The 24864-nt window shown below is 37.4% G+C and carries 25 protein-coding genes; 10 read left to right on the forward strand and 15 right to left on the reverse strand.

Annotation, left to right across the window (positions count from 1 at the left end):
- The first annotated feature begins 101 nt into the window (after window positions 1–101).
- Together ACKJXD_RS07550 and ACKJXD_RS07555 are read left to right on the forward strand one after the other, a co-directional pair.
- Window positions 102–1040 (forward strand): hexose kinase, encoded by a 939-nt coding sequence (locus ACKJXD_RS07550; protein ID WP_430875971.1) that lies wholly within the window; start codon window positions 102–104, stop codon window positions 1038–1040.
- Window positions 1041–1067: 27 nt separating this feature from the next.
- Window positions 1068–1922, forward strand: a complete 855-nt coding sequence (locus tag ACKJXD_RS07555) for a tagatose bisphosphate family class II aldolase (protein ID WP_411604245.1) — start codon at window positions 1068–1070, stop codon at window positions 1920–1922.
- Window positions 1923–2169: 247 nt separating this feature from the next.
- Here the strand turns inward: ACKJXD_RS07555 and agp are convergent, their stop codons facing one another.
- From agp to ACKJXD_RS07610, 11 genes are all read right to left on the reverse strand, one after another.
- Window positions 2170–3429: a bifunctional glucose-1-phosphatase/inositol phosphatase gene (gene agp / locus ACKJXD_RS07560; protein WP_430875972.1), complete on the reverse strand. Its 1260-nt coding sequence runs from the start codon at window positions 3427–3429 to the stop codon at window positions 2170–2172.
- A 77-nt stretch (window positions 3430–3506) separates the two neighbouring features.
- A complete protein-coding gene (gene nagA, locus ACKJXD_RS07565; protein ID WP_430875973.1) occupies window positions 3507–4682 on the reverse strand; it encodes an N-acetylglucosamine-6-phosphate deacetylase in 1176 nt (391 codons plus the stop codon).
- Window positions 4672–5109 (reverse strand): PTS galactosamine/N-acetylgalactosamine transporter subunit IIA, encoded by a 438-nt coding sequence (gene agaF, locus ACKJXD_RS07570; protein WP_220216362.1) that lies wholly within the window; start codon window positions 5107–5109, stop codon window positions 4672–4674. Before agaF ends, nagA begins: the two co-directional genes overlap by 11 nt.
- A 9-nt stretch (window positions 5110–5118) precedes the next feature.
- Window positions 5119–6015, reverse strand: a complete 897-nt coding sequence (locus ACKJXD_RS07575) for a PTS system mannose/fructose/sorbose family transporter subunit IID (RefSeq protein ID WP_267350345.1) — start codon at window positions 6013–6015, stop codon at window positions 5119–5121.
- The gene (agaW, locus tag ACKJXD_RS07580) at window positions 6005–6787 is read right to left on the reverse strand and encodes a PTS N-acetylgalactosamine transporter subunit IIC (protein WP_430875975.1); all 783 of its coding nucleotides are present in this window, start codon (window positions 6785–6787) and stop codon (window positions 6005–6007) included. Before agaW ends, ACKJXD_RS07575 begins: the two co-directional genes overlap by 11 nt.
- Before the next feature lie 15 nt (window positions 6788–6802).
- Window positions 6803–7294: a PTS N-acetylgalactosamine transporter subunit IIB gene (agaV, locus tag ACKJXD_RS07585; protein WP_220216365.1), complete on the reverse strand. Its 492-nt coding sequence runs from the start codon at window positions 7292–7294 to the stop codon at window positions 6803–6805.
- Window positions 7295–7337: 43 nt separating this feature from the next.
- Complete coding sequence (locus tag ACKJXD_RS07590; RefSeq protein ID WP_430875976.1) at window positions 7338–8504, reverse strand: SIS domain-containing protein; 1167 nt, start codon at window positions 8502–8504, stop codon at window positions 7338–7340.
- Between the two features lie 48 nt (window positions 8505–8552).
- The gene (gene agaR / locus ACKJXD_RS07595) at window positions 8553–9323 is read right to left on the reverse strand and encodes a transcriptional repressor AgaR (protein WP_363317347.1); all 771 of its coding nucleotides are present in this window, start codon (window positions 9321–9323) and stop codon (window positions 8553–8555) included.
- Window positions 9324–9742: 419 nt separating this feature from the next.
- On the reverse strand, window positions 9743–10918 hold the full coding sequence (locus ACKJXD_RS07600) for an ABC transporter permease (protein ID WP_430875977.1): 1176 nt from the start codon (window positions 10916–10918) through the stop codon (window positions 9743–9745).
- Window positions 10915–12027, reverse strand: a complete 1113-nt coding sequence (locus ACKJXD_RS07605; RefSeq protein WP_267358871.1) for an HlyD family secretion protein — start codon at window positions 12025–12027, stop codon at window positions 10915–10917. Before ACKJXD_RS07605 ends, ACKJXD_RS07600 begins: the two co-directional genes overlap by 4 nt.
- 78 nt (window positions 12028–12105) lie before the next feature.
- Window positions 12106–12603, reverse strand: coding sequence for a MarR family winged helix-turn-helix transcriptional regulator (locus ACKJXD_RS07610; RefSeq protein WP_220216370.1), 498 nt, complete (start codon window positions 12601–12603; stop codon window positions 12106–12108).
- Window positions 12604–12890: 287 nt separating this feature from the next.
- Here ACKJXD_RS07610 and nirB point away from each other — a divergent pair, with 287 nt between their 5' ends.
- From nirB to cysG, 4 genes are read left to right on the forward strand one after another with little or no spacing between them, the layout of a single operon-like run.
- Window positions 12891–15416: a nitrite reductase large subunit NirB gene (gene nirB, locus ACKJXD_RS07615; RefSeq protein WP_294826149.1), complete on the forward strand. Its 2526-nt coding sequence runs from the start codon at window positions 12891–12893 to the stop codon at window positions 15414–15416.
- Window position 15417: 1 nt separating this feature from the next.
- A complete protein-coding gene (nirD, locus tag ACKJXD_RS07620) occupies window positions 15418–15753 on the forward strand; it encodes a nitrite reductase small subunit NirD (protein ID WP_267350354.1) in 336 nt (111 codons plus the stop codon).
- A gap of 25 nt (window positions 15754–15778) precedes the next feature.
- Entirely contained in the window at window positions 15779–16546 is a 768-nt protein-coding gene (nirC, locus tag ACKJXD_RS07625; protein ID WP_267350355.1) for a nitrite transporter NirC, read from the forward strand.
- Window positions 16547–16583: 37 nt separating this feature from the next.
- Complete coding sequence (cysG, locus tag ACKJXD_RS07630; protein WP_430875978.1) at window positions 16584–17957, forward strand: siroheme synthase CysG; 1374 nt, start codon at window positions 16584–16586, stop codon at window positions 17955–17957.
- 148 nt (window positions 17958–18105) lie between these two features.
- Here cysG and narL read toward each other — a convergent pair whose 3' ends face one another.
- On the reverse strand, window positions 18106–18759 hold the full coding sequence (gene narL / locus ACKJXD_RS07635) for a two-component system response regulator NarL (protein ID WP_430875980.1): 654 nt from the start codon (window positions 18757–18759) through the stop codon (window positions 18106–18108).
- A 3-nt stretch (window positions 18760–18762) separates the two neighbouring features.
- A complete protein-coding gene (gene narX, locus ACKJXD_RS07640) occupies window positions 18763–20586 on the reverse strand; it encodes a nitrate/nitrite two-component system sensor histidine kinase NarX (protein WP_267358864.1) in 1824 nt (607 codons plus the stop codon).
- A 216-nt stretch (window positions 20587–20802) separates the two neighbouring features.
- On the opposite strand from narX, the gene rplU reads away from it, so the two are divergent.
- The 4 genes from rplU to cgtA all read left to right on the forward strand — a co-directional run bounded on the left by rplU (window position 20803) and on the right by cgtA (window position 23606).
- Window positions 20803–21111 carry a 50S ribosomal protein L21 gene (gene rplU, locus ACKJXD_RS07645; protein ID WP_025314436.1) on the forward strand — a complete coding sequence of 103 codons (309 nt, stop codon included), beginning with the start codon at window positions 20803–20805 and terminating at the stop codon, window positions 21109–21111.
- 15 nt (window positions 21112–21126) lie between these two features.
- Complete coding sequence (gene rpmA, locus ACKJXD_RS07650; RefSeq protein WP_025314437.1) at window positions 21127–21387, forward strand: 50S ribosomal protein L27; 261 nt, start codon at window positions 21127–21129, stop codon at window positions 21385–21387.
- 84 nt (window positions 21388–21471) lie between these two features.
- Window positions 21472–22437 (forward strand): DMT family transporter, encoded by a 966-nt coding sequence (locus ACKJXD_RS07655; protein WP_267350363.1) that lies wholly within the window; start codon window positions 21472–21474, stop codon window positions 22435–22437.
- Window positions 22437–23606: an Obg family GTPase CgtA gene (gene cgtA / locus ACKJXD_RS07660; protein WP_220216378.1), complete on the forward strand. Its 1170-nt coding sequence runs from the start codon at window positions 22437–22439 to the stop codon at window positions 23604–23606. Before ACKJXD_RS07655 ends, cgtA begins: the two co-directional genes overlap by 1 nt.
- 324 nt (window positions 23607–23930) lie before the next feature.
- On the opposite strand, the gene ACKJXD_RS07665 is transcribed toward cgtA, so the two are convergent.
- Together ACKJXD_RS07665 and smrB are read right to left on the reverse strand one after the other, a co-directional pair.
- Window positions 23931–24299, reverse strand: a complete 369-nt coding sequence (locus ACKJXD_RS07665; protein WP_294826135.1) for a hypothetical protein — start codon at window positions 24297–24299, stop codon at window positions 23931–23933.
- 32 nt (window positions 24300–24331) lie between these two features.
- Window positions 24332–24862: an endonuclease SmrB gene (gene smrB / locus ACKJXD_RS07670; protein WP_220216380.1), complete on the reverse strand. Its 531-nt coding sequence runs from the start codon at window positions 24860–24862 to the stop codon at window positions 24332–24334.
- Window positions 24863–24864 lie beyond the last annotated feature (2 nt).

Raw genomic sequence — 24864 nt, forward strand, 5'->3', positions numbered from 1 at the left:
CGGTTTAAGTCTTTTTTAACCAGTTGAAAATAGGTGTTAGTTTAAAGATTACGGTTGCTCAATGGTTATTTCTCACAAAGCATTAACATGTAGGTGAGAATATGATATTAACGATTACAATGAATCCTTCAGTGGATATCGCATACCCCTTAAATAAATTAATTATTGATGATATTAATCGGGTATCGAATGTAAAAAAGACAGCTGGCGGTAAAGGGCTTAACGTGACCCGAGGTATAAAATTTTCTGGTATACCTGTTTTAGCCTCTGGCATTATTGGTGGAACAACTGGTGAATACATTAAAAAGCAGTTAGATAAAGATAACATTGCTTATTGCTTTTATACAACTAAACAGGAGTCAAGAAACTGCATTGCTATTTTGCATGAAGGCAATCAAACCGAAATTTTAGAGTCAGGCCCAGAGTTGGATAATAATGATGTTGAACAATTTCTGAACCATTATGAAACCATGCTTGAGCAAGCCAAAATCATCACAATATCGGGGTCATTGCCTCAAGGTTTTCCCATCGATTTTTATGTTAAATTAATTGAACAAGCTGAAAAACGTCAAATTCCGGTGTTGTTAGATTCATCAGGTAATATGCTCTATGCAACACTGATTTCAAAACACAAACCTTATTTAATCAAGCCAAATAAAGAAGAATTACAACAAATCATTGAGATGAAGATTGATGCGGATGATACCCATTCATTAATCCAAGCACTCAACCATCCGTTATTAAGTGACATTCCGATTATTGTTATCTCATTAGGGAAAAATGGAGCGTTTGCGCGTTGCCATCATCAATATTATCAAGCCTCAATTCCCCAAATTAAGGTCATTAATCCGGTGGGTTCAGGAGATATTACTTTAGCTGGGCTGGCAGTCAGCTTGCATGAAAATGAATCGATTGAAGTGATGTTAGCTCGAGCTATGACGATGGGAATGCTCAATGCCATGGAATCACAGACAGGGTTTGTGAATATGCGTCATTACGACCACTATTATCAACAAGTGAAAATTACAAAAATTATCTAAAAATATAAGGTTAATTAGGAGTGACTTATGTATCTTATTTCTAGTCAAGAGATGTTAAAAAAAGCACAACGTGAAAAATATGCCGTACCTGCGTTTAATATACACAATCTGGAAACCATTCAAGTTGTGGTTGATACAGCTAAAAAAATGGAATCACCGGTTATACTCGCAGCAACACCGTCAACTTATCAATATGCAGGCACACCCTACTTAATTAATATTTGCAAAACCGCAGCACAAATGCTGCGCTTTCCATTTGCGTTACATTTGGATCACCACGAAAACATCAGTGATATTAAAGAAAAAATTGAGGCGGGTATTCGCTCGATTATGATTGATGCTTCACATCATCCCTATGAAGAAAATATTGAAATTGTGAAAAAAATGGTTGAATTTAGTCATCAATATAATGCAAGTGTTGAAGCCGAATTAGGCAGGCTTGGTGGGCAAGAAGATGATTTAATTGTTGAAGATAAAGAGAGTGCATTTACAGATCCGGATGCCGCCAAAGCGTATGTCGAGCGCACAGGTATCGATTCGCTGGCTGTTGCCATTGGTTCAGCTCATGGGCTCTATAAAGGTGAACCTAAACTTGATTTTGAACGATTAGCTAAAATACGCGATAAAGTTGATATTCCACTGGTATTACATGGCGCATCGGGTATCCCTGAAGTGATGGTAAAAAAATCGATTTCCTTAGGCATTTGTAAAGTGAATGTGGCAACGGAATTAAAAATTGCTTTTTCAGATGCGTTAAAGCTAGATTTTAATCATAACCCTGATGCTAACGATCCAAGACATTATATGCAACCAGCTAAATTAGCTATGGCGAAAATTGTGGAAGAAAAAATTCGCATTTGTGGAAGTGCAGGAAAATTATAATAGAAAAGTATGGGTAATTAACTTGAAATGAGCGTTAATTTATTACACTGGCAGTCACTTACTGTCAGTTATTAATGGGGGGTATGTATTGTCACTAAAAAGTGATTTTCATAGTTATAATGGTGAACTCATTTTATTTTTATGAAATGAGTGACTCACGGCTAACATCAAAATACATCGTTAGGTTTTAGGATTTGATAGAGTGTGCTTAAGTGACTTTTTAAGCACACGATCGATAAAATTAATGTTATTGGATGAGATGATTCAGCACTTGTTTAAACGTTGAAAATGAACAAAATCCATTAGCATTAATAGGACAATTTTCCATTTCTAATACGACTTTATGCGGTGGGTTTTGACGGTTTAATTGTACTAAGTCACGGATCTGGTCGGTGGATTGATAAAAATATTCAATTTTCATCAGTGCTTCGCCATTGTGATTATTACGCCATTTTTGAAAGACAATTTTCCCACCAATAGGGGTGGTTTCAAACTGCTCTGGTAACGTGTAATGCTTAATTTTAATTGTTGAAAGTAGGGAGGCTACATTGGAATCATGTCCCACTAACAGCGTAAATTTAGGATGTACTTCATTCTCTGAAAAAGCGTGATTAATATAATTAACTAATTTTGCTGACACTTGTTTTGCCACAACGGGCGATCCAAATAAAACGCTATTGTAGTACTCTTTGATCGCAACTAACTGTTCAAATTGTTGCTTATCTTTTATTTGCCCCCAAGCAATATCATGTAAAGGCGAGCCTTCATAATATTGTAAGATAAAAGCATCAGCAATAGAGGTTCCAGTACGAAGAGCGCCTGTTATGCCAGGTTCTTTGCCTTTTTCAATAATAAGCTCGGTGGGTAAATGCGCAAAATCACACTGTTTATGTGTAATACAATTGGTTGAATTAGGGTAATTTAGGATAGTCGACATGTCTTGATACGCTTTACCCAATTTTTCATTCAGCCCTTCAATGCCTTTGGTATCGGCAGTTTGGTTAATTGAATTAATTGCAGCTTGTTTAAAGGCTGAACTATTATCATCAATGACAGGGAAAAATAGTGGATCCATGCTGCCAAGTTTTTCTTTATGGATAATTGGCACAAGACAACCCGGAAAAGCACCAACTGCAAAAAACTGTCCGGTGGCAATTGTGCGTTGCAAACTATTGGTATAAATATAAACATCTTGGTCGTTTGGACAACGATCTTGATTTAATAATTTGTTATCGACTAACCATTCACTGAAATAGTGACCAAAATAGCTTTCTAATGCTCCACCACGAGTCGTTAAATAACTCGCAGGCGTATCCCATTGCGGCCATTGATTGGGCGTGACTTTACCCAACGTACTATTAGGGCTAGCTAATGGTGCTCGCAAACCATGGCGACTAAAAACAACAACTTGTTCTAATGTAAAATCGTTCACTGCTTCGATAGCTGGTACATTGAAAGATAAAACAGTTGTTAATGCTATGATTCCCTTTAATATTATCTTTTTCATCTGATCTCCTAATTTGCTTAAATCAAAACTCAACTGCTATTAATGATGAGTTATTATTCAAGCATTTTCCATATTTATTAAACTTGTTTGGGGTGAGTGATATATTGTTCGTTGAATTGATTAGATTGATAAACGATATTGCCTTTGACTAAAGTTGCAATCAATTGATTTTGTTCGTTAAGAACAACCAAATTAGCGATTTTATCTGGCGCAATGCTACCCAATGTGTTGTCTATGCCTAATGCTTTGGCTGGGTAATAACTACCATGTAGCCAAGCCTTATCAAAAGAAGTATTAGTAAAATTTGCCAAATTATTAACTGCACAATCAAGAGTTAATGTGCTACCTGCCAAGTTTCCATCATCGGTGCGAACAACATTATCTTTCATATGCACTCGCAACTGACCTAAATAATAGTCACCATTAGGCATACCCGTTGCGCGCATAGCATCGGTGATTAAAAGTAAATTTTTACCACAACACTTATGGGCAATTGCAACTGCGGCAGGGTGTACATGGTGACCATCAACAATGATTTCGGTTTGGCAATGATCTATGCTGAGAGCTGCACCAACAACACCTGGGTTACGTTGATGTAGTCCTGACATGCCATTATAGCAATGCACTACACCACTTGCGCCCGCTAAAAGTGCGGCTTTTGTTGTTTGATAATCTGCATTGGTATGACCAATCATGACCCGAATATTTTGATGACGTAACCATTTGATAATGGCTAAAGCATTGGGATACTCGGGCGCTAAAGCGATACACTTTAATGTTCCTTCGGCTAAGGTTAGCCATTTTTCAATTGTAGTGCGATCGGGGGCTTGCAGTAATGCTTCTGGGTGGGCGCCTTTATGAATAGCATTAAAAAAAGGGCCTTCCAGATAAGAACCTAACAAAGTTGCGCCTGTTACGCCTTGCTGAATGCTGTTTTTAACTTGTCGTAATGCGGCTTCGATTTTGTCATGGCTTTCTGTCACCGTCGTTGCCAAAAAAGCACCTACCCCATGTTGGGCTAAAAAATTGCTCATGGTATTGAGTGATTCATGGGTCGCATCCATGGTATCGGCGCCCATGACACCATGAATATGCGTATCAATCAGTGCCGGTAATAGTTTGATTTGATTAGGACACGGTTTATCACTCGGTGTGATATCCGTGATGATTCCGTTTTGAATGGTGACAATGACATTATCAAGCCAGCCAACCGGTGTTAACACTTGTTTGGCGTGGATTTGCTTAAATTCCATCAGAACACTCCTCATTTTTAGGTGATTTTTTTTGGTGCTCGTGCCATAAGCTCGTTATCGCTCTTTGCCCATTTTCAATGGTTTCTTGACGAATTGTTGCTAAGTCCAGATCCTCTCGCTGTAATAATATTTCAAGTAATAATGGCAGATTAGTCCCACTTATCACTTCAATATTATTATATTGATAACTCAACATGGCGGCTAGTCGAAAAGGCGAACCACCAACAATATCTGTCAAACATATCACACCTTGACCACGATCACACTGTTTTAATGCCGTATTTAACTGTTCTGCTAATTGTTCGCTACTCATGCCATCAGGAAAATTAACGGCATTAAATTGTGTTTGTTCACCAATGATTTGTGTTGCTGCTTCAAAAAGTCCGGTAGCAAAGCTACCATGACCTGTTAATATTACGCCTAACATAAATTTCCTCTATAAAATTCCCACTAATTTGCCGACCACACCAATAATCACCGTTAACCCAATTAATTTAACGGGTGAAAAGTTACGTTTCATCAAGTAATAAATAGTTAATGTAAATCCAAGTGGTAACAAATTCGGCATAAGTTTATCGAGCACATCCGCTTGTAACGCAATATGCGCTTGACCCGCATTAATTTCTAACGGCGTTGAAAAATGCACGTAAGAGGCAACCAGTGCACCAATGACGGTCATACCGACAATGGAGGCTGCGTGTGAAATACGCTTAGTATGGGATTTTAATAAAGGTAACGCACTGGTTCCTGCATGATAACCGTAATGAGCAAGTCCAAAACGTAGACCGAAATGGACTAAATTGAACATTAACAAGAAAATGATCGGACCAAACAGACTTCCTTCTAAAGCTAATGAGGCGCCAATCCCTGCGCAGATTGGTAATAAGGTGAGCCAAAATAGCGCATCACCGATTCCGCCTAATGGCCCCATTAAGGCAACTTTTACTGCCCGAATAGTCGATATGTTTTCTTTTCCTTTTTCCATGGCTAAGACTAATCCAGATAAAAAGGTCGCATCGAAAGGATGAACATTGATAAATTCCATATGCATGTGCATAGAATTTTTTAGATCATCCTTATTTTTATGAATTTTACGCAATGCAGGTAATACGGTAAAAAGCCAACCGCCAGCTTGCATCCGTTCGTAATTAAATGATGCTTGCAACGCCAATGAGCGAAACGCCATTCGGTTTATATCACCTTTAGTTAGTGTGACATCTTGGCTTTGGTCGGTAAACGTATCTGCCGAGACTTTACTTGTGGCGAGTGCTTGTGCCATACGTTTTTCTTCTTTATCTGCCATTTTTTGGTCATGATCATCATTAAATTCCATCTTCTACCTCCACTGAAGTTGCGCTTACAGACTTGTTACTGTCATGGTTATCACGGCTATAATTATAGAAATCAATCATTGCAATGGCTAAAGCACCTAACGCAATGGCTAAAATAGGTAAATTAAGATAGGTCACCTCCAGAAAACCTAAGATAAAGTAAGCAACATACGTTTTCTTCATCATAATCTTCATTAGCATTGCAAAACCAATTGCTGGCATCATTCCGCCCGCGACACTAAGCCCATCTAATAACCATTTAGGTGATTTTTCAACTAACGCGGTTGCTGCATCAGCACCAAAGTAGATAGGTAAAAATGCGACAATGAAATAGAAACAAAATAGAATTATCATCCCCAGATAGTTCACCCACTCAATACCTTTAAAATTGAGCTGATCAACATAGCGATCACATTTGTGCATCATTGGCGAATAGAATGTAAATAAAAGGGTAATACAACCTTGTACCGCTATGGCAAAGGGAACCGCTATCCCAATGGCAACTTTAGGCTCGGTGTGCGTTAAAATTGCAAAACTGGTACCAATCACGCCGCCTATAACAACATTTGGAGGTTGTGCGCCAGCGAGTGGAACCATGCCCATCCAGACCAGTTCTAATGAACCACCCACATATAAACCTGTTTTTACATCACCCAAAATCAATCCAACTAACGGTCCAATTACGATTGGTCTGTGTAAATGCGTAAGTCCGTCAAATAAGTCTACCCCAGCAATACCGGCTAGGAGTCCTATCAATAAAGCATCCATTAACATAATTTGCCCCTCTTGCTATGATGATAGATTGAGTAAATCTGCTATTTTTTCGCCAGATTCGTCCGGTACACGGCGAACTTCGCAAGTGACGCCTAACTTTTCCAGCTCTTTAAAAGCAGCGATATCATTGTCATCAACGGATACCGTTTTATGGATCTGTTTTTTCCCTTCAGAAAAGTGCATATTACCAACATTGACAAATTTAATGGGTACGCCACCCTTAACTAGAGTTAGAACATCTTGTGGTGTTTTACAAACAATAAAGATTTTTTGACGTTCAGCTGCTTTGCCAATAATGTCGATAGTTTTTTGCAAGGTGAAATAACGCGTTTGAATTCCTTCTGCAATAACCATATCCATCAGATTTTGTTGTACCGGATCTTGCGCAGCGCTGTCATTGGCAACTAATAAAAGATTAGCGCCAAGCGCATTCACCCAAGTCACACCGACTTGACCATGAACTAAGCGGTTATCAATACGTGTCATAAGAATATTGGGAGTACTCATATTTTTATATCCTTTTATTTAAAGGTTTAATCGGATTGATGACTTAAATTTGATGAAATGGATAAATGGTCACACCTTTTACAACTCGATTCACTTCACCGGTAGGACAAGGATTGTCAGGGGTTAATCCAACACTCAGTGATTTTTCAAACGCTAACATTTGAGCAAAAACTAAGTAAGGAAAAATCAACCAACAATCGGAAAGATGACAATCAACCGACAATATTTGTTTATGCGTGCTCTGCTGACCGCTCAAAGCAAGTACATCTGTTGCGATACGATCGTGTTCTAACTCATTAAATAAATCGATATCGTATTGGTGGATATAAGCATCGTTAGAAAAGAAACATACCACTAAACTTTTTTCATTAATCATAAATTTAGGGCCATGGCGTAAACCTAATATTGAATCAAATCGGGTTGCAATTTTACCGGCAGTGAGTTCTAAAATTTTTAATGCGGCTTCTTGAGCGGTGCCAGTGAAACAACTACTACCAACATAAATTACTCGTTCATGATTTTTTTGGGCTAATTGTTTTGTGATGGTTTGCCAATTTAAAAGTTGTTGCTCACAAATAGTGGCAATTTTCATGACTGCATCATTTGCATCATGAGTATCGATACCGCCTAAAAGCAGCAGTGTGGCTAATATCATGCTACTAATACTCGATGTCATCGCAAACCCAAGATCATGCGTTCCTTCTGGCAGGACTAATTGAAATATACGCTGAGCATTATTTTTATGGTTAGCATAATCGGTTAATGCACAATTGGGATTACAGGTTAACAATAGGTGATAGCAATCTGAAACGATTTGATCGGCTAATTTTACGGTTGCAACGCTTTCAGGGCTGTTGCCAGAACGAGCAAACGAGACAATTAATGTTTTTTTATGGGCAGATAGATATTGTAATGGATCAGCAACAATTTCAGTAGTGCCATAAGCATAAACATTGCGTTTAGTCTGTTCTCTTAGCCATGGTGCAAGGGCGACACCGCCAAAAGCGGAAGATCCCGCACCGGTAAGGATAATAACTAAATTCGGATCAGCCAGTAAAGGGGTTAGAAAGGTTTCTATTTGAGGTTGTTTTTGGGAAAGTAATTGAAGCAAATCACGCCAAATTTTAGGTTGTTGACAAATTTCTTTAGCCGTATGAATTGCGCCGTGTTGTTCTAACCACTCTTTCGAATAATTTAAGTATTGTTGCATAATTGTGATCCTGTTCGTTAAGTCATAAAAATAAAAAAAGAGAAAAGTTTATAGATTGGCAATAACCACATTAATGCCTAATGTGTGTAATTGCGTTAAATATTCTTTTGGAATGTTTGAATCTGTAATCAGCGTTTCAATAGGATTGATTTTTTCAATCATACAAAAGCTTTTACGTCCAAATTTACTTGAATCCGTTATCGCAATGATTTGACCTGAAACTTGACACATGACTCGATTAACCGATGCTTCGCCAAAATTGGGTGTTGTGATACCTGCGCTAAGGTCAAAGCCATCAACACCTAAAAAAAGTTTATTAAAATGATACATTTTAAGTTGTTGTTCTACGGTTGGTCCCGAAATAGAAAAGGCTTTTTTTCGAATATTACCGCCAGCAATGATGACTTCAATGTCAGTATTGATTGATAAATCGTAGGCAATATTAATTGCATTGGTAAAAACAATGAGATTTTGTTTTTCACGCAGATAAGGCACCATGGCTGCAGTTGTTGATCCTGAATCGAGAATAATGCGATCACCATCTTTAACCATTTCTGCCGCTTTTTGGGCTATCTTATTTTTAATGGTAGAGTTAATACGACTTTTATCTTGTAAAGGTCTATCAAAAGCGAAAGCTTTATTTAGCATAGCACCGCCATAGGAACGCAATACACAACCTTTTTGTTCTAAATGGCGAAGATCATTACGAATGGTGACAGTTGAAACTTTAAAAAGTTTACTTAATTTATTGACTGAAACGGTATTTTCTTTACCGAGTAAATAAATAATTTTTTCTCGACGTTGCAATGTATTCATTATTAAATCATTCATAACATAATTACTTGTTTTGCTTTCATTCTGTTATTCAATTTAAACATATGCAAAGGATCGAAAAATGATAGGTGAGTCACAAAACCAATTTTGGTTGTAAAAACGTGAAAACCTTTTCATTTGAAAGGAAGTGAAAGAAAGGGTAAGGGGAGTAATAATAACTTAAAAAAATATTGTATTGTTATTCAGTCAATTAGCAAACTTGAATGGATAATGAAAAATACTTAAATCATCAAAAAAATAACGTGTATTTCGTTTAATGAAGTGATGAAGATCACAAATTGGATAATTTGACCAAGATATTTAGAAATTTTATCAATAAAAAGAAATAACGTTGAGTCCAAAGTTTAATACAGTGAAAGTCGTTATTGAAACCCAATGAGAGTTTCAATAACTTTATTAACGATTTAGCTTAGGTCGGTTTTGGGTTGTGCAATGGATTTTTGCGTTCGTTCAAAAACGATCATCACCACAAACGCAATGACAGTTAAATAAATAATGAAAATGCCATAGGTAGATAGCATATCAATCAGTGAACGTCCTCGCATGGCGATATCTCGGAAGAATCGAAATAGCCAGACTAAAGGAAATGCATGACTAACATAGTAAGTCCAAAGTGGCATAATCCCGACCGCCATGGTTGATCCACCCATAATAAATCCTGGTGGCACTAAGAAAATCATTTTGCTCGCACCTTCACCTGGATTATTGGTTTTCCAGGAAAGTAAAAAACCTAACCAAACAAATGCAAGTCCGGTCATGAAAATGCTTGGTATAAAAATAAAATAGTTACCATCAAAACGTAATTGTCCAAAGATCACTAATACGGCGGTTATTAATGTTAATCCGGTCGTATAAAATAATGCATAAGGGACTGTTCTTGCTAATAGTGCAACAAAGCCTCTTTCTAAAACTGTATTCCACATGCCAGTGACTTTTAAACGACCGACAATCATTAAAGAAGTTAATCCATACGTCAGTGACGAAAAGAAGTAAACAAAATAGATAATTGTCGATATAGTGGAAGAGCTAGCTGGATTGAACATATAGCGCGTTTTAAGTTGCATTGGCGATAAGGTGGCTTCTGTCCCTTCATGTCCTAAACCTAATGCAGACACTTTACCAACGCTAAGTTCAGCCCCTAACTCAGGAATATATTCATTTAAGCTTTGTAACACCTTGGCATTTTGTGCATCATTGGTATCATCGGCAAAATACCCTAAACGAACAGTTTGGTCACCTTTTTTAAGACTTTTTTCTAGTCCTTTAGGAATATAAAGTACCCCTAAATTGCGATCGTGCGAAACTAAAGTGATAGGATTCACCGGTGATCGGATGACTTCGGATACTTCGATATAAGGCGAAGTATTGACTTTACTGATTAATTCCGTTGAATAATGTGAACCATCAAGATCAATAACTGCAATCTTACCTTCAAAAACGGCACCATGACTTAACACAATGGAAAAGATTAGCGCAACAATGGCTGCTAATCCTATTGCAACTTTATAATATGGAATGAAGTGACCTGACAACATTGCGTCAAGTTCTTCAAGCATAGATTTAATGATGTTTTGCATCATTGATCAACCTCGATTGTCATACCGGTTAAAAGTTTTGGAATAGATTCCATATATATTCTGACCTGATAAGAGGTTAAATCAGCTTGACCACGTTCACGTGTCATACGTAAATCCGCAAAAGAAGGCGCTGCGGTTGCAAAACGAACTTTACCTTTTATCTCTTTATCAAGCGCGATGACATTGGCTTTAACCGTTGTGCCCGGTTGGTAGTCATTTACCATTTTTTCGTTTACATAAATATCAATGTATTTACGATCGGTCTCTAATAACACTGCTGGTGCGCCTGTCGGAGCTAATTCACCATCTTCAAACATGATTTTTAATACTTTGCCATCTTCAGGTGCCGTTAATGTTAATCGTTGATAATTGATATGTAGCTGTTTTAAGTCAGCTTCACCTTGTGCAAGTTGAGCTTGGAGTTGAGCTAACTGATTTTGTCGATTTTGAAGTTTTTGTCGAGCAATAGTAACAGATTGTATTGTCATACCTGTTGCATTTCGAGTTTGCTCAAATTGATTAATTTGTTCGGGTGTTGCACCAATCATTAAGGTGGATAATTGGCTTTGAATCTGAACAACTTGCATTTTCGCAACCGTAAAGGCATTACGGGCGGTATCAAGTTGCGATTGCGAGTTTCCCCCTGTTTTACGTAATTGAGTTTGACGATCAAACTCCATTTGAGCTAAATTTTGAGCTGATTTAGCGGCTTCTAAATTTGCTTTCACTTCTTCAATTTTACGCCAAGTGGATAATTCGGTTAAATTTGTTTCGTTTTCGGTGATCGCAATGGCAGCTTGTTCTTGAGCAACTGCCGCTTTTTGGCTGTCAACCTGCGCTTGTAGACGATCGATAGCTAATTTAGTATCGACATCTTCTAATTGCATTAACGGATCCCCTTTTTTTACAAATTGTGATTCTTCGACAAATCGTTTGATGACTTTTCCGCTAACATTTTGAAAGGCAATATTAATCTCATCTGCGGTTAATACGCCAGATTTAATGCTTTTAGCCACGGTGACGGCATCATTTCGAGAACCTAAAAAGATTAAAAAAGAGGCAACTGTTAGGATAACCAAAAATATAACAGGGATTTTGATATTTTTTTTCATATATAGCTTATTTTCCATTTAATTAGTCAGCTAAGTATTTAGATAAATAAAATAGACTTTAAGTAAGCTTAAAGTCAGTTATTTTCGTAAAAGTTTACGTAACATCAATATTAAAGACTCTTGTTCTTGCGAGTTTAAAACTTCGGCAAAAGCACGAATCGATTTTAGGTGATTGGGTAATGCTTCTTGAATTAATTTTTCGCCAACTTCAGTCAATGAGATAAGTCGAGAGCGACCATCTTCACCACTTTTAGACATGGTGATTAATGGTGGAGTTGCAGCTAGCATTCGCTTAACCATAACTGACACGGTAGCAGGGGTAACACCTATGCGTAATGCCAAATCACTGGCACAGGTTTCACCTTCCGAAAAGAGTGACATTAATAATGCAAACTTACCTTCCGAAACATCATAATCTTTAGTCAGTTGTGCGTAAATGTTTGAACGGATTAAGTCAGCCGTGGTGATCAAGCTTAAGACCAGATCAACGCCTGAAACATCAACAATATCATCATTAAATCTTTGTGCTCGTGCTAACGTTTCACGAGACGGAAGCTTTCTTGACTTGTAATTCAATTATCATTACTCAATTTATTTAGTCGGCTAATTATACTATTTAAATTTTGATTAGCAACATTATTTAACCAAAAGTGATTGGATATTAAAGGTTAAAGCCAATCAGGGTAGGGATCCTAAATTTAATTGACGTTAAATATTTTATAATGCTTTGTTTTAAAAATAGTTATCCTTATTACTACTAAAGTGGTAATCCTTGAGGATAATTATAATCTGAGCAAAGTAACATAAAATGGAGCACAGCTATAAATTAAATAATTGAATTAAAATAAAATTGGAGCTTTATTATGAGTAAAACCAATCTCGTTATCATCGGTAATGGGATGGTTGGACATCGTTTTATTGAAGAAGTTATCGATAAAATGCAGTCTGATCTGTTCAATATTACCATCTTTTGTGAAGAACCTCGCCTTGCTTATGACCGTGTTCACCTTTCTTCCTATTTTTCTGACCACACTGCTGAAGCGCTTTCTTTAGTTCGTGAAGGGCTATATGAAGAAAATAACATTCAAGTATTACTGAATGAGCGGGCAATATTGATTAATCGTCAACGTAAAGAAGTTCACTCACACACAGGGCGAATTGTTCACTATGATAAATTGATTATTGCTACCGGATCTTATGCGTGGGTACCACCTATTAAAGGTTCAGATGGTGCAGATTGTTTTGTTTACCGAACCATTGAAGATCTTGATGCCATTCGTGAATGCGCAAAACAGTGTAAATCAGGTGCTGTTGTCGGTGGGGGGTTGTTAGGGCTTGAAGCTGCTGGTGCGCTGAAAAACTTAGGAATACAAACGCATGTCGTCGAATTTGCGCCAGTATTGATGGCTGAACAACTTGATGCCATGGGGGGTGATCAGTTACGCCGAAAAATTGAAGAGATGGGCGTTGGTGTTCATACCAGTAAAAATACCCAAGAAATTATTCATACGCCGTTAGGTAAGAAGATGCAATTTGCTGATGGTTCGTCGCTGGAAGTTGATTTTATCGTATTTTCAACAGGTATTCGCCCGAATGATCAACTTGCTAAAGCATGTCAACTTGAGATTGGTCAACGAGGTGGCATTGTGGTGAATAACCATTGTCAGACATCTGATCCTGATATTTACGCTATTGGTGAGTGTGCGTGTTGGCAAGGTAAAGTATTTGGTTTGGTTGCACCAGGCTATAAGATGGCACAAGTTGCCTTAGCGCACTTAATGGGTGAGCCAATGCAATTTGAAGGCGCTGATATGAGCGCTAAATTAAAGTTAATGGGCGTTGATGTCGGTAGTATAGGGGATGCCAAAGGAAAAACACCCGCTAGCCGTAGCTATGTCTATTTAGATGAAAATGTACCGGTTTATAAAAAATTGGTCGTTTCGTCAGATAATAAAAAATTATTAGGTGCTGTATTGGTGGGTGATACGGCTGATTACAGTAATTTATTACAATTGATGTTAAATGAGATGGATCTTCCTGAGCATCCGGACACCTTAATTTTACCAGCTCATGCTGGGGCTAAACCCACAATGGGAGTCGAAGCTTTACCGGATACTGCACAAATTTGCTCATGTTTCGATGTGACAAAAGCAAAAATCATTAATGCGATTCACGCAGGTTGTCATACTGTAGCGGCAATCAAGGCAGAAACCAAAGCCGGTACAGGTTGTGGTGGTTGTATTCCATTGGTGACTCAGCTCTTAAACTCAGAATTAGCTAAACAAGGTATCGAAGTCAGCCATGCTTTATGTGAACATTTTAAATATTCACGCCAAGAATTATATCATTTAATTCGTGTTGAAGGATTAACTTCATTTAATGAAGTGATCAAAAAACATGGTACGGGTTATGGATGTGAGGTGTGTAAACCGACGATCGCCTCTTTATTAGCTTCATGTTGGAACGATTATATTCTCAAACAAGATTTAGTTCCGTTGCAAGATAGTAACGATATCTTTCTTGGTAATATCCAAAAAAATGGAACATATTCGGTTATTCCGCGTAGTGCCGGAGGTGAAATTACACCAGAAGGCTTGATTGCGGTGGGGCAAATTGCTAAAAAATATCAACTTTATTCAAAAATTACCGGCTCTCAACGTATCGGTCTTTTCGGTGCGCAAAAAGATGATCTACCCGCTATTTGGAAAGAGTTAATTGATGCCGGCTTTGAGAGTGGTTATGCGTATGCAAAAGCCTTACGAATGGCTAAAACCTGTGTGGGAAGTACGTGGTGTCGTTTTGGTGTTGGGGATAGTGTTGGTCTGGGTGTTGAACTGGAAAATCGTTATAAAGGGATTCGGGCTCCACATAAATTCAAATTAGGTGTATCGGGTTGTACACGTGAATGTGCGGAAGCACAAGGTAAAGATATTGGCGTTATTGCAACTGAAAAAGGTTGGAATCTTTACGTATGTGGTAATGGCGGGATGAAACCTCGTCATGCTGATTTGCTTGCTGCTGATCTCGATAGACAGACATTAATTCAATATCTTGATCGCTTTATTATGTTTTATATCCGTACCGCTGATAAATTACAACGCACTTCGGTATGGCTTGAAAATCTGGAAGGCGGGATTGACTATTTGCGTAGTGTAATTATCGACAATAAGTTAGGTATTAATGATGAGCTGGAAAGTGAAATGACTCGTCTGCGTAAATTGGTGGTGTGTGAGTGGAAAGAAACGGTTGAACATCCTGAAAACCAACAACGATTTACTCACTTTATTAACAGTAATTTGCGTGATGAAAATGTCAAATTTATTCCTGAACGTGATCAGCATCGACCTGCGACAGCCGAAGAACGTCAAGCAATGTTAGGAGAGCAATAATATGAGTCAATGGATAACAGTTTGTCAACTCGATGACATTTTACCGGAAACAGGCGTGTGTGCACTTGTCGGTCATGAACATGTTGCAGTATTTCGTCCTTATGATTCCGATGAAATTTATGCAATCAGTAATATCGATCCTTTTGCACAAGCCAGTGTCTTATCTCGAGGTATTATTGGACAGCATGAAAATGACTTGTATGTTGCAAGCCCATTAAAAAAACAGCGTTTTCGTTTAAAAGATGGTTATTGCATTGATGATGCCGACTATTCAATTGCGCATTATGAAGTAAGAGTCAATACAGATGGTTTTGTTGAAGTTAAATCATCGAGTTAAAACAATTTTAAAGGTTTAGATAGTTATGTATACCGATACAATTAATAAATGTGCTGCCAATGCAGCACGTATTGTACGTTTAGCCAAAACTAACCCGATAGGGTTTTGGTTAAGTTCTGCTATGGCCGGCGCTTATGTTGGTCTTGGTATTATTTTGATCTTCACTTTAGGTAATTTACTTGATCCGTCGTTAAGACCTTTAGTCATGGGGGCGACATTTGGTATTGCCTTAACGTTAGTGGTGATTGCAGGATCTGAGCTTTTTACCGGTCACACAATGTTTTTAACGTTTGGCGTAAAATGTAAGAAAATTACGCATACACAGATGTGGCTAGTATTACCTCAAACTTGGTTAGCCAATTTATTGGGATCTATTTTTGTCGCTGCTTTATATTTTTATGCTGCTACACCATTATTATCAACCGATACCAGTTTAGTGCATAGTGCCGCATTAGCCAAAACGACCGCATCGGCTAGTGCGCTGTTTTTTCGTGGTATTTTATGTAACTGGCTAGTTTGTTTAGCTATTTGGATGGCAAATCGTGTTGAAGGTTCAGCTAAATTTATTGCGATTTGGTGGTGTTTGCTAGCATTTATTGCCTGTGGTTATGAGCATTCGGTGGCGAATATGACGTTATTTTCACTTTCATGGTTTGGTCATCATAGTGATGCTTATACCCTATGTGGAATTGGTCATAATTTACTTTGGGTATCGTTAGGTAACCTTGTTTCTGGCGTTGTTTTTATGGGCTTGGGATACTGGTATTCGACACCAAAAACTGAACGACCATAATCTTGGCTGAATTAAAAAGGATATATATTGAGGTTTTATGGATTATTTTCCACTATTTTGTAAGTTAGAAAATCGGGATTGTCTGTTAGTCGGGGGTGGTGAAATCGCTGAGCGAAAAGCTCGGCTATTACTCGAAGCAGGTGCAAAGTTAACGGTTAACGCACTTGAATTTAATGAGCAATTTTTATGTTGGCAAGCGCAAAACCAGTTGATATTACAGCAAGGGGAATTTAATGCACAACTGCTTGATAATAAATGGTTAGTCATTGCAGCGACCGATTGTCCTAAAACCAATCAAACCGTCAGTCTCGAGGCTGAAAATCGCCGTATCTTTTGCAATGTTGTCGATTCGCCGAAAGATGCTAGTTTTATTATGCCTTCGATTATTGATCGTTCACCAATTATGGTTGCTGTGTCATCAGCAGGGCATGCGCCGGTTTTAGCTCGTCTATTACGAGAAAAACTAGAATCAATATTGCCTCAGCACTTAGGTAAATTAGCGCAATATGCGGGTTATTTACGAAATAAAGCTAAGCAAACCTATAAAACGCTCACAGAACGCCGTCGATTTTGGGAAAAGCTTTTTACTCATGATAGATTGGCACAAGCCATTGCCAATAATGATTCTGAACAAGTTGAAACACTAACCAATGAGTTATTTAATTTATCACTGGATCATCGTGGTGAAGTGGTTTTAGTGGGCGCCGGTCCCGGTGATGCAGGCTTACTGACTTTGAAAGGATTACAGCAAATCCAACAAGCCGATATTATTGTGTATGATCGATTGGTTTCGGATGAAATTATGAATCTTGTCAGGCGGGATGCTCAGCGTATATTTGTTGGCAAACGGGCAGGGTATCACTGCGTGCCACAGGAACAGATTAATCAAATTTTGTTAGAACAAGCGCAAAAAGGGTTACGAGTTGTCCGTCTAAAAGGGGGCGATCCGTTTATTTTTGGGCGAGGGGGCGAAGAGCTGGAAACGTTGTATAATGCTGATATTCCATTTTCAGTTGTACCGGGAATCACTGCTGCATCGGGGTGTTCTGCATACAGTGGTATCCCTTTAACACATCGAGATTATGCGCATAGTATTCGTTTAATTACCGGGCATTTAAAAGATGGTAGTCATCTTGATTGGCAAAGTTTAGCGGCTGAAAAGCAGACCTTAGTGTTCTATATGGGGCTGTCTCAAGCTGAAAATATTAGTCAACAATTAATCAAACACGGTATGGATGCTAATACGCCAGTCGCCATTGTTGAGGAAGGTACCAGTACCAAACAAAAAGTGGTAACAGGTTTGCTTGGTGAGTTAGCTAAAATCGCTTTGCAAGCATGTAGTCCAAGTTTGATTATCATCGGGCCTGTTGTTGCATTACGAGAAAAACTCAATTGGTTTTCAAATCATTAATTTAAACAGGCAAGTCTATTACTTTACAGCATAATGGTCTTGCCTGTTATCTAAACGTAAACTGCCTTACATCATCATAATTTAAGGGATGACAGCTTTTAAACTTTTCGATTGAGTTAAGTATAATCAATTATCTTTAATTAATGCATTACTCTTTGCTCTGTAAATACCATACGGTCATTTCCATGCGTGATTTAAAATTTAATTTTTTAAAGATACTTTTTACATGCACTTTTACGGTACTTTCAACAATATCCAGATCTTTGGCAATGCGTTTATTCGAAAGCCCTTGCACTAGAAGATTAAATATTTCATGTTCTCGAGGCGTTAATAAGTTTATATCGTGAATTTGTTTGGTTGTTGGTTCGCCGCTGTGTCGCATATAGTGAAGAATAATATGAGAAATTGCTTCATCCATAATGATTTTACCTTCGGCAATATCTTTTAGCGCTTTAATAAAATCTTCTGGCTCCATATCCTTTAACAGGTAACCATCCGCTCCACTTTTGAGTGCGGTAATAATATCTTCTTTGGCATCCGATACCGTGAACATAATGATGCGACTGGAGATATTTTTTTCCCGTAAATAACGTAGTATTTCTAACCCACTAACATTTTGAATATTGATATCCAGTAAGATCATATCGGGATCGAGCTTTTCAGCGAGTTTTATCCCTTCCGTTCCAGACCCCGTTTCACCAATCACTTCAAAATGGCTAACGGTATTGATTAATTGTTTTACACCATTTCTAAGCATAGGGTGATCGTCAATAAGTAGTATCGAACTTTTTATCTGTTCCATGGGTTACTCTTCTATTATCGTAAATGGAATGGTCTTATTGGCTTTAAATATTACCATAACTTGCGTGCCTTTTTGTGGCTCAGTATTAATTGTTAGATTACCATTTAGGATTTCTGCTCTGTCTCGCATAATCACCATACCATAATGATTATCCTGCTTAACATCAGTTTGAAAGCCAATACCATTATCGCTAACACTGACTGTGATAATCTGGTTATCATCAATGGTTAACGCAATGATAACGTGTGATGCTTGTGCGTGTTTGTACACATTGTTTAGCGCTTCTCGAATAAATTGTAATAAATGAAAAGCATGTTTGCTTTTGATGATATTGAGCGGTAATTGATATTCAAGTTGAATGTTAAATTTTAGTTTTTGATTAAACTCTTCAATCATCTCCATTAAGCTAGCATAAAAACCTGTTTGATTGAGCCGCAAACGAAAAGAAGTAATTAATTCACGTAACTGAGAATAGGTGATATTGACCTCTTTTCGCATTGTTGCTAATAATTCAATACTACTTTGTGATGTCAAATCAGATTGCATTTGTAGACAGCTAAGATGTATTTTTAAACAGGATAATGATTGCGCAATTGAATCATGCAACTCTCTTGCCATTGCTGATCGCTCTTTCATTAATAAATACTGCTTTTGTTGCTCTATTTGTCGATCGAGCATCATTGCCGTGGACATCTGCTCGATAAGTCCTGTTATTAAGTTTTCCTGCTCGTCGCTAAGGGTAACATCTGTCGGTTGAATGGCAAATAAAATGCCATATTTTTCGCCATTGTCTTGAAGATACCAATAACGTTGAAATCCATGTTGTTGAGAATGTTTTGATTCGGTTAAACAAGCACAGCAATGCGGATTTTGGCAGAAAGGTAATTTCTGCTCATTGTCATAACTAATTTGTTGGTAATGTTCAGGGTTTTCCGATTCATAAAATCGGATTTGAAATTGAGTGAGTGGTACAAGTTCTTCTAATTGACGTAAAATCATTAAAAAACGTTCACATAATGGCTTTGATGTATGGAGCTGTTTGGTGGCGTGATATTGAAATGAGATGATGTTATTGGTTTGTTGCAATTCAGCCGTTTTTTCAGCCACCCGTTCTTCAAGGATTAAATATTGAGATTCGATTTGATCAGACATGTTATTTAACGCTAACCCTAACAAATCGAATTCATTTTTTCTGGAACGTAGCGGAAAACGTTCACTAAAATTGTGTTTTGAAATAGCCTGAGCCATATTAATCAGTTTGCGCCAAGGGGCGAGGAGATAACGACGCAAATAGTAAATCTGAGCAATAAGAAAGACCACAATAATGATAATAAATAATTGTTGCAGACGAGAAATATAATGAATCTGGTTTTCGGTCTTCTGATCGATCTTATGTACTAAGTAATTGGTTTTGATAACAAATTGATCGATATCCGTTTTTATCTCATCGATGTTTTTTGCTTGTGCAATTTTTATCGCAATTTCGGTACGCCATTTATTATGTAACTCATTGAATTCATCTATTAAATCATAACGTTCAAAAAGGGCTAATTGTTGCTTTGACGACGTTATTTCACTAAAAATATTTAAACGGTCATTATCGTGTTTATTGAGGGGAACCATTGATAAAAGTTGATAACTTTTCATACGAATTAGCCCTAATTGATTAATCATATAAGCGCTACCTTTGGTATCATTAGCGACTTGAATAGATAGCGATAACGCAATTAACGCAATGGTGCCTAAAAAACACATTAATAGCGACAAACGATTAATAATTGAAGCATGATAGCGAGTTTTATTATTGGTTGTTTTAGTACTCAGCATAGAATTACAATAAATTAACTAAGAAATAATGATTTATCCGTATTGTAACGCTAAAACGATATCTTGCTGATCTTTTTTGTAACTTTTTGCGATCTTTTAGTAAAGACTGCTTGCAACAAGGATAAATTTTGCGTAAAATTCACGCCCTATAAGATTAATCAATGCAGACATATATGCTAAATCAGGAATAGTCTGCTTTTTATTGCGGAGTTAAGTATGTACGCAGTTTTCCAAAGTGGTGGTAAACAACACCGAGTCAGCGAAGGACAAGTCGTTCGCTTGGAAAAAATTGAAGTCGAAACAGGTGCAGAAGTTGTTTTCGATAAAGTTTTAATGGTAGCAAATGGTGAAGACATCAAAGTTGGTGCTCCGTTTGTTGAAGGTGCAACAATTAAAGCAGAAATTGTTGAGCACGGTCGTGGCGATAAAGTGAAAATTGTTAAATTCCGTCGTCGTAAACACTATCGTAAACAACAAGGTCACCGTCAGTGGTTCACTGATGTGAAGATCACTGCAATCGCTTAATAGGAGTATCGAACAATGGCACATAAGAAGGCTGGTGGTTCATCACGTAATGGTCGTGATTCCCAGAGTAAACGTTTAGGTGTTAAACGTTATGGTTCTCAAGAAGTTCTTGCTGGTAATATTTTAGTACGTCAACGTGGAACTCAATTCCACCCAGGCACTAATGTAGGCTGTGGTCGTGACCATACCTTATTTGCTTTAATTGACGGACAAGTAAAATTTGAAGTTAAAGGACCTAAAAACCGTCGTTATGTTAGTGTAATTGCTAACAGCTAATAAAAAGCGGTTTAACGTTTATGGAAGCCTCACAGCTATTGTGGGGCTTTTTTCATTTCTTGAATTCATATAATATTAGTTAATATGATAAAACAGCAAAATGTTAAATTAGGTTTTGCCTTAGCCATGTTAACAGCGGTTATGTGGGGGCTAGTGCCGATTGCAATGAAATATGCATTGGTGGTTATTGACCCATTAACGTTAGCGTGGTCTCGATTGGCAATTTCTGCCATCGGTATTACGATATGGTTAGCTTATAAAAAACAATTTCCTAATTTAGCGATGTTTAAAAAACGTCGACGTTTCATCTTATTAATGATTGCCGGATTTGGATTACTTGGTAATTTTGCGTTATTTGCAAGTTCTGTTCAGTATCTTTCTGCGACAACGGCTCAAGTTGTAGGTCAAATGGGTATTGTAATTTTTATGATTTCAAGTGCGTTTGTTTTTAAAGAGCGATTAAGACCAACGCAAATAATGGGTATTTCGGTATTGCTAATTGGATTAGGACTATTTTTTAATAAAAATATTACCGTTCTATTTGCTAATATATCGACTTATGGCATTGGTGTTTGGCTTGCTTTACTTGCTTCAATTTCATGGGCAGCTTATGCATTGGCACAAAAAGTATTATTACGTAAATTACGTGCAGAACAGTTACTTTGGCTAATTTATCTTATTTGTACGGTATTTTTATGGCCATTGGCATCGCCAACAAAAATCGCTCATGCCGATGCAACGCAGTTATTTGCCATTATCTTTTGTGGTTTAAATACCATTATTGCTTATGGCGCATTAGTTATGGCAATGGAACGTTGGCAAGCTGCACAAGTTAGTGCAATTACCACATTATCACCGTTGTTTGCATTAATTTTTTCAGATTTATTTGCCGTAATTTGGCCAGAAAAATTTGCTATGCAGTATTTAAATATTTTAGGTTATATTGGCGCAGTATCAGTCGTTGCTGGTGCGATGTTTGCCACAATTGGGCACTATTTATGGCATCCAAGAAAAGGCTGGCTAATTAACCAGAAGAAAGAGGAAGAATAATGAAATTTGTAGATGAAGCTTCAATCCGAGTCGAAGCCGGTGATGGTGGCAATGGTTGCGTAGGTTTTCGTCGAGAAAAATACATTCCCAAAGGTGGCCCTGACGGTGGTGACGGTGGTGACGGTGGTGATGTCTATTTTATTGCCGATGAAAATCTCAATACTTTGGTTGATTTCCAATTTGAAAAAAATTATCGGGCAGAGCGTGGGCAAAATGGACAAGGTTCAGATTGTACCGGTAAAAGAGGCAAAGATATTACCGTAAAAGTGCCCGTTGGAACTCGAATCACAGACAAATATACGGGTGAAATTATCGGCGATTTAACGCATCATCAACAAAAAGTGTTAGTCGCAAAAGGTGGGTTTCATGGCTTGGGTAATGCACGATTTAAATCTTCAGTGAATCGGGCTCCAAGGCAAAAAACCGATGGTACGCCCGGTGAAAAACGTGATGTATTGTTAGAATTATTGCTACTTGCTGACGTCGGTATGCTTGGTTTACCTAATGCCGGTAAATCCACATTTATTCGATCAGTTTCAGCAGCTAAACCGAAAGTCGCTGATTATCCGTTTACGACTTTAGTGCCAAGTTTAGGCGTGGTAAGAATGGATAATGAGCAAAGTTTTGTTGTTGCGGATATTCCGGGATTAATTGAAGGTGCTGCGGACGGTGCTGGTCTGGGTATTCGTTTTTTAAAACATCTTGAACGTTGTCGAGTTTTAGTGCATTTAATTGATATTGCACCAATTGATGAATCTGATCCTATTGAAAATGCGAAAGTCATTATTCAAGAACTTCATCAATATAGTGAAAAACTTGCCAATAAACCTCGTTGGTTGGTATTCAACAAAATGGATGTTTTAGGTGAAGAAGAAAGTGCTAAACGTGCTGCCGAAATCGCTAAAGCATTGGATTGGGATGACAAATATTATGTTATTTCAGCGGTCAATCATGAAGGGGTAAAAGCTTTATGTTGGGATCTGATGGATTATATGAATGCTCATCCACGTGAAGAAGAGCAAGAAGAAACATCACCAGAAAAAGTTGAATTTATGTGGGATGATTATCACCAACAAGCTATGGATGAGGCTTTTGATGACGACGACGATGATTTTGATGATTGGGATGAGAGTGACGAAGAAGGGGTTGAATTTATCTATCAAAAATAGTAATAACCTAAAAAAGTTAAACTTATCACTTCAAATTATCAACTAAAAAATCAGCATTGCTAAAATACAGGGTGACATAGCCCTGTATTCCTCTCTATTATTCTCACGCTAACACAATGATTTCATATTAAAAAAAATTGGTGGTTTACATTTTTCTTTTGTTTTTTGAAAAAAGTCAAAAAAAACGCTTGCTTTTAATAATGAGAATTATTATCATTAAGATGTACTTGATTAGAGCGTCGCAAGACTTCTGAAAAAGTATGACATTGCTCACATTGCTTCCAATGTTTGCCAGCCTAGCGCAACTATGCTGGCTTTTTTATTTTAAAGTGATTTAAAAAACGATGTTTTGATAACTAATTGATCATCAATGACCATTTTCCATTGACCGTCCTCAAAATAAGGAGGCGTACTTACTTTGAATAAAGAATTTAAACCTAAAACCCCTACTTTAAAATCATCGCCAATAAATTCTTGTATCGGCCCTTCAACGCTTTTAGTTACCCCATCTTTTTTATAATTGTAAATAACTCTGGCGTCTTTAGTTATACTTATCACCATATATTCACCTTGCCATGTGCCAATATAGTTACTTTTTTCGGGTGGAATTGTATCAAGTTCGTTACATGCAGTAATAAAGATGGCAAGTATTAGAAATAGATAAACATGTTTTATTTTCTTTAATAATTTCAAGTTGTTATTCCTTATGTGTTTAACATTTATTTTTAGTTATTAATTGTATCAAATAAAATAAGTAATGCTGCACTGCCGCCAAATTCTTTCGGTGCTTGATGAAAACAAATGATATTAGGATGCTGGGCTAACCACATTGGTGTCTGTTTTTTTAAGATGTTTTTACCATGTCCATACATGATACAAGCACAATGTGCGTTTTCGCTTAAGCAAGCAGTAATAAGCGATGCTATTTCTTTTTTCGCTTCTTGCTGTGTTAATCCATGTAGATCTAAAAAAAATTCAGGTTCATAAAATCCACGACGTAATTTTTTAATCTCATAAGGATCGGCGTTGTCACGACTATAACGAATGGGATCGTCTTGTAAGAGCGGTTGATAATCATCCGAAAAATAAAACTCAGCATGATTTTTTTCATGTTGTCGTTTTTCAATCGCAATGGCTTTTTGAGACCGTTTTAAGGGTTTATGAACAACGGTATCTTGTGCAAGTTTTTGGGTGTTGCCAATGCTACTTTTGAATAAGTTTATCTCTTCTTGAGTTAATTTAAATTTTTCAGTCATTG

Origin of the sequence: Gilliamella sp. G0441, from assembly GCF_050589305.1 — a bacterium.
Classification (GTDB): Bacteria; Pseudomonadota; Gammaproteobacteria; order Enterobacterales; family Orbaceae; genus Gilliamella.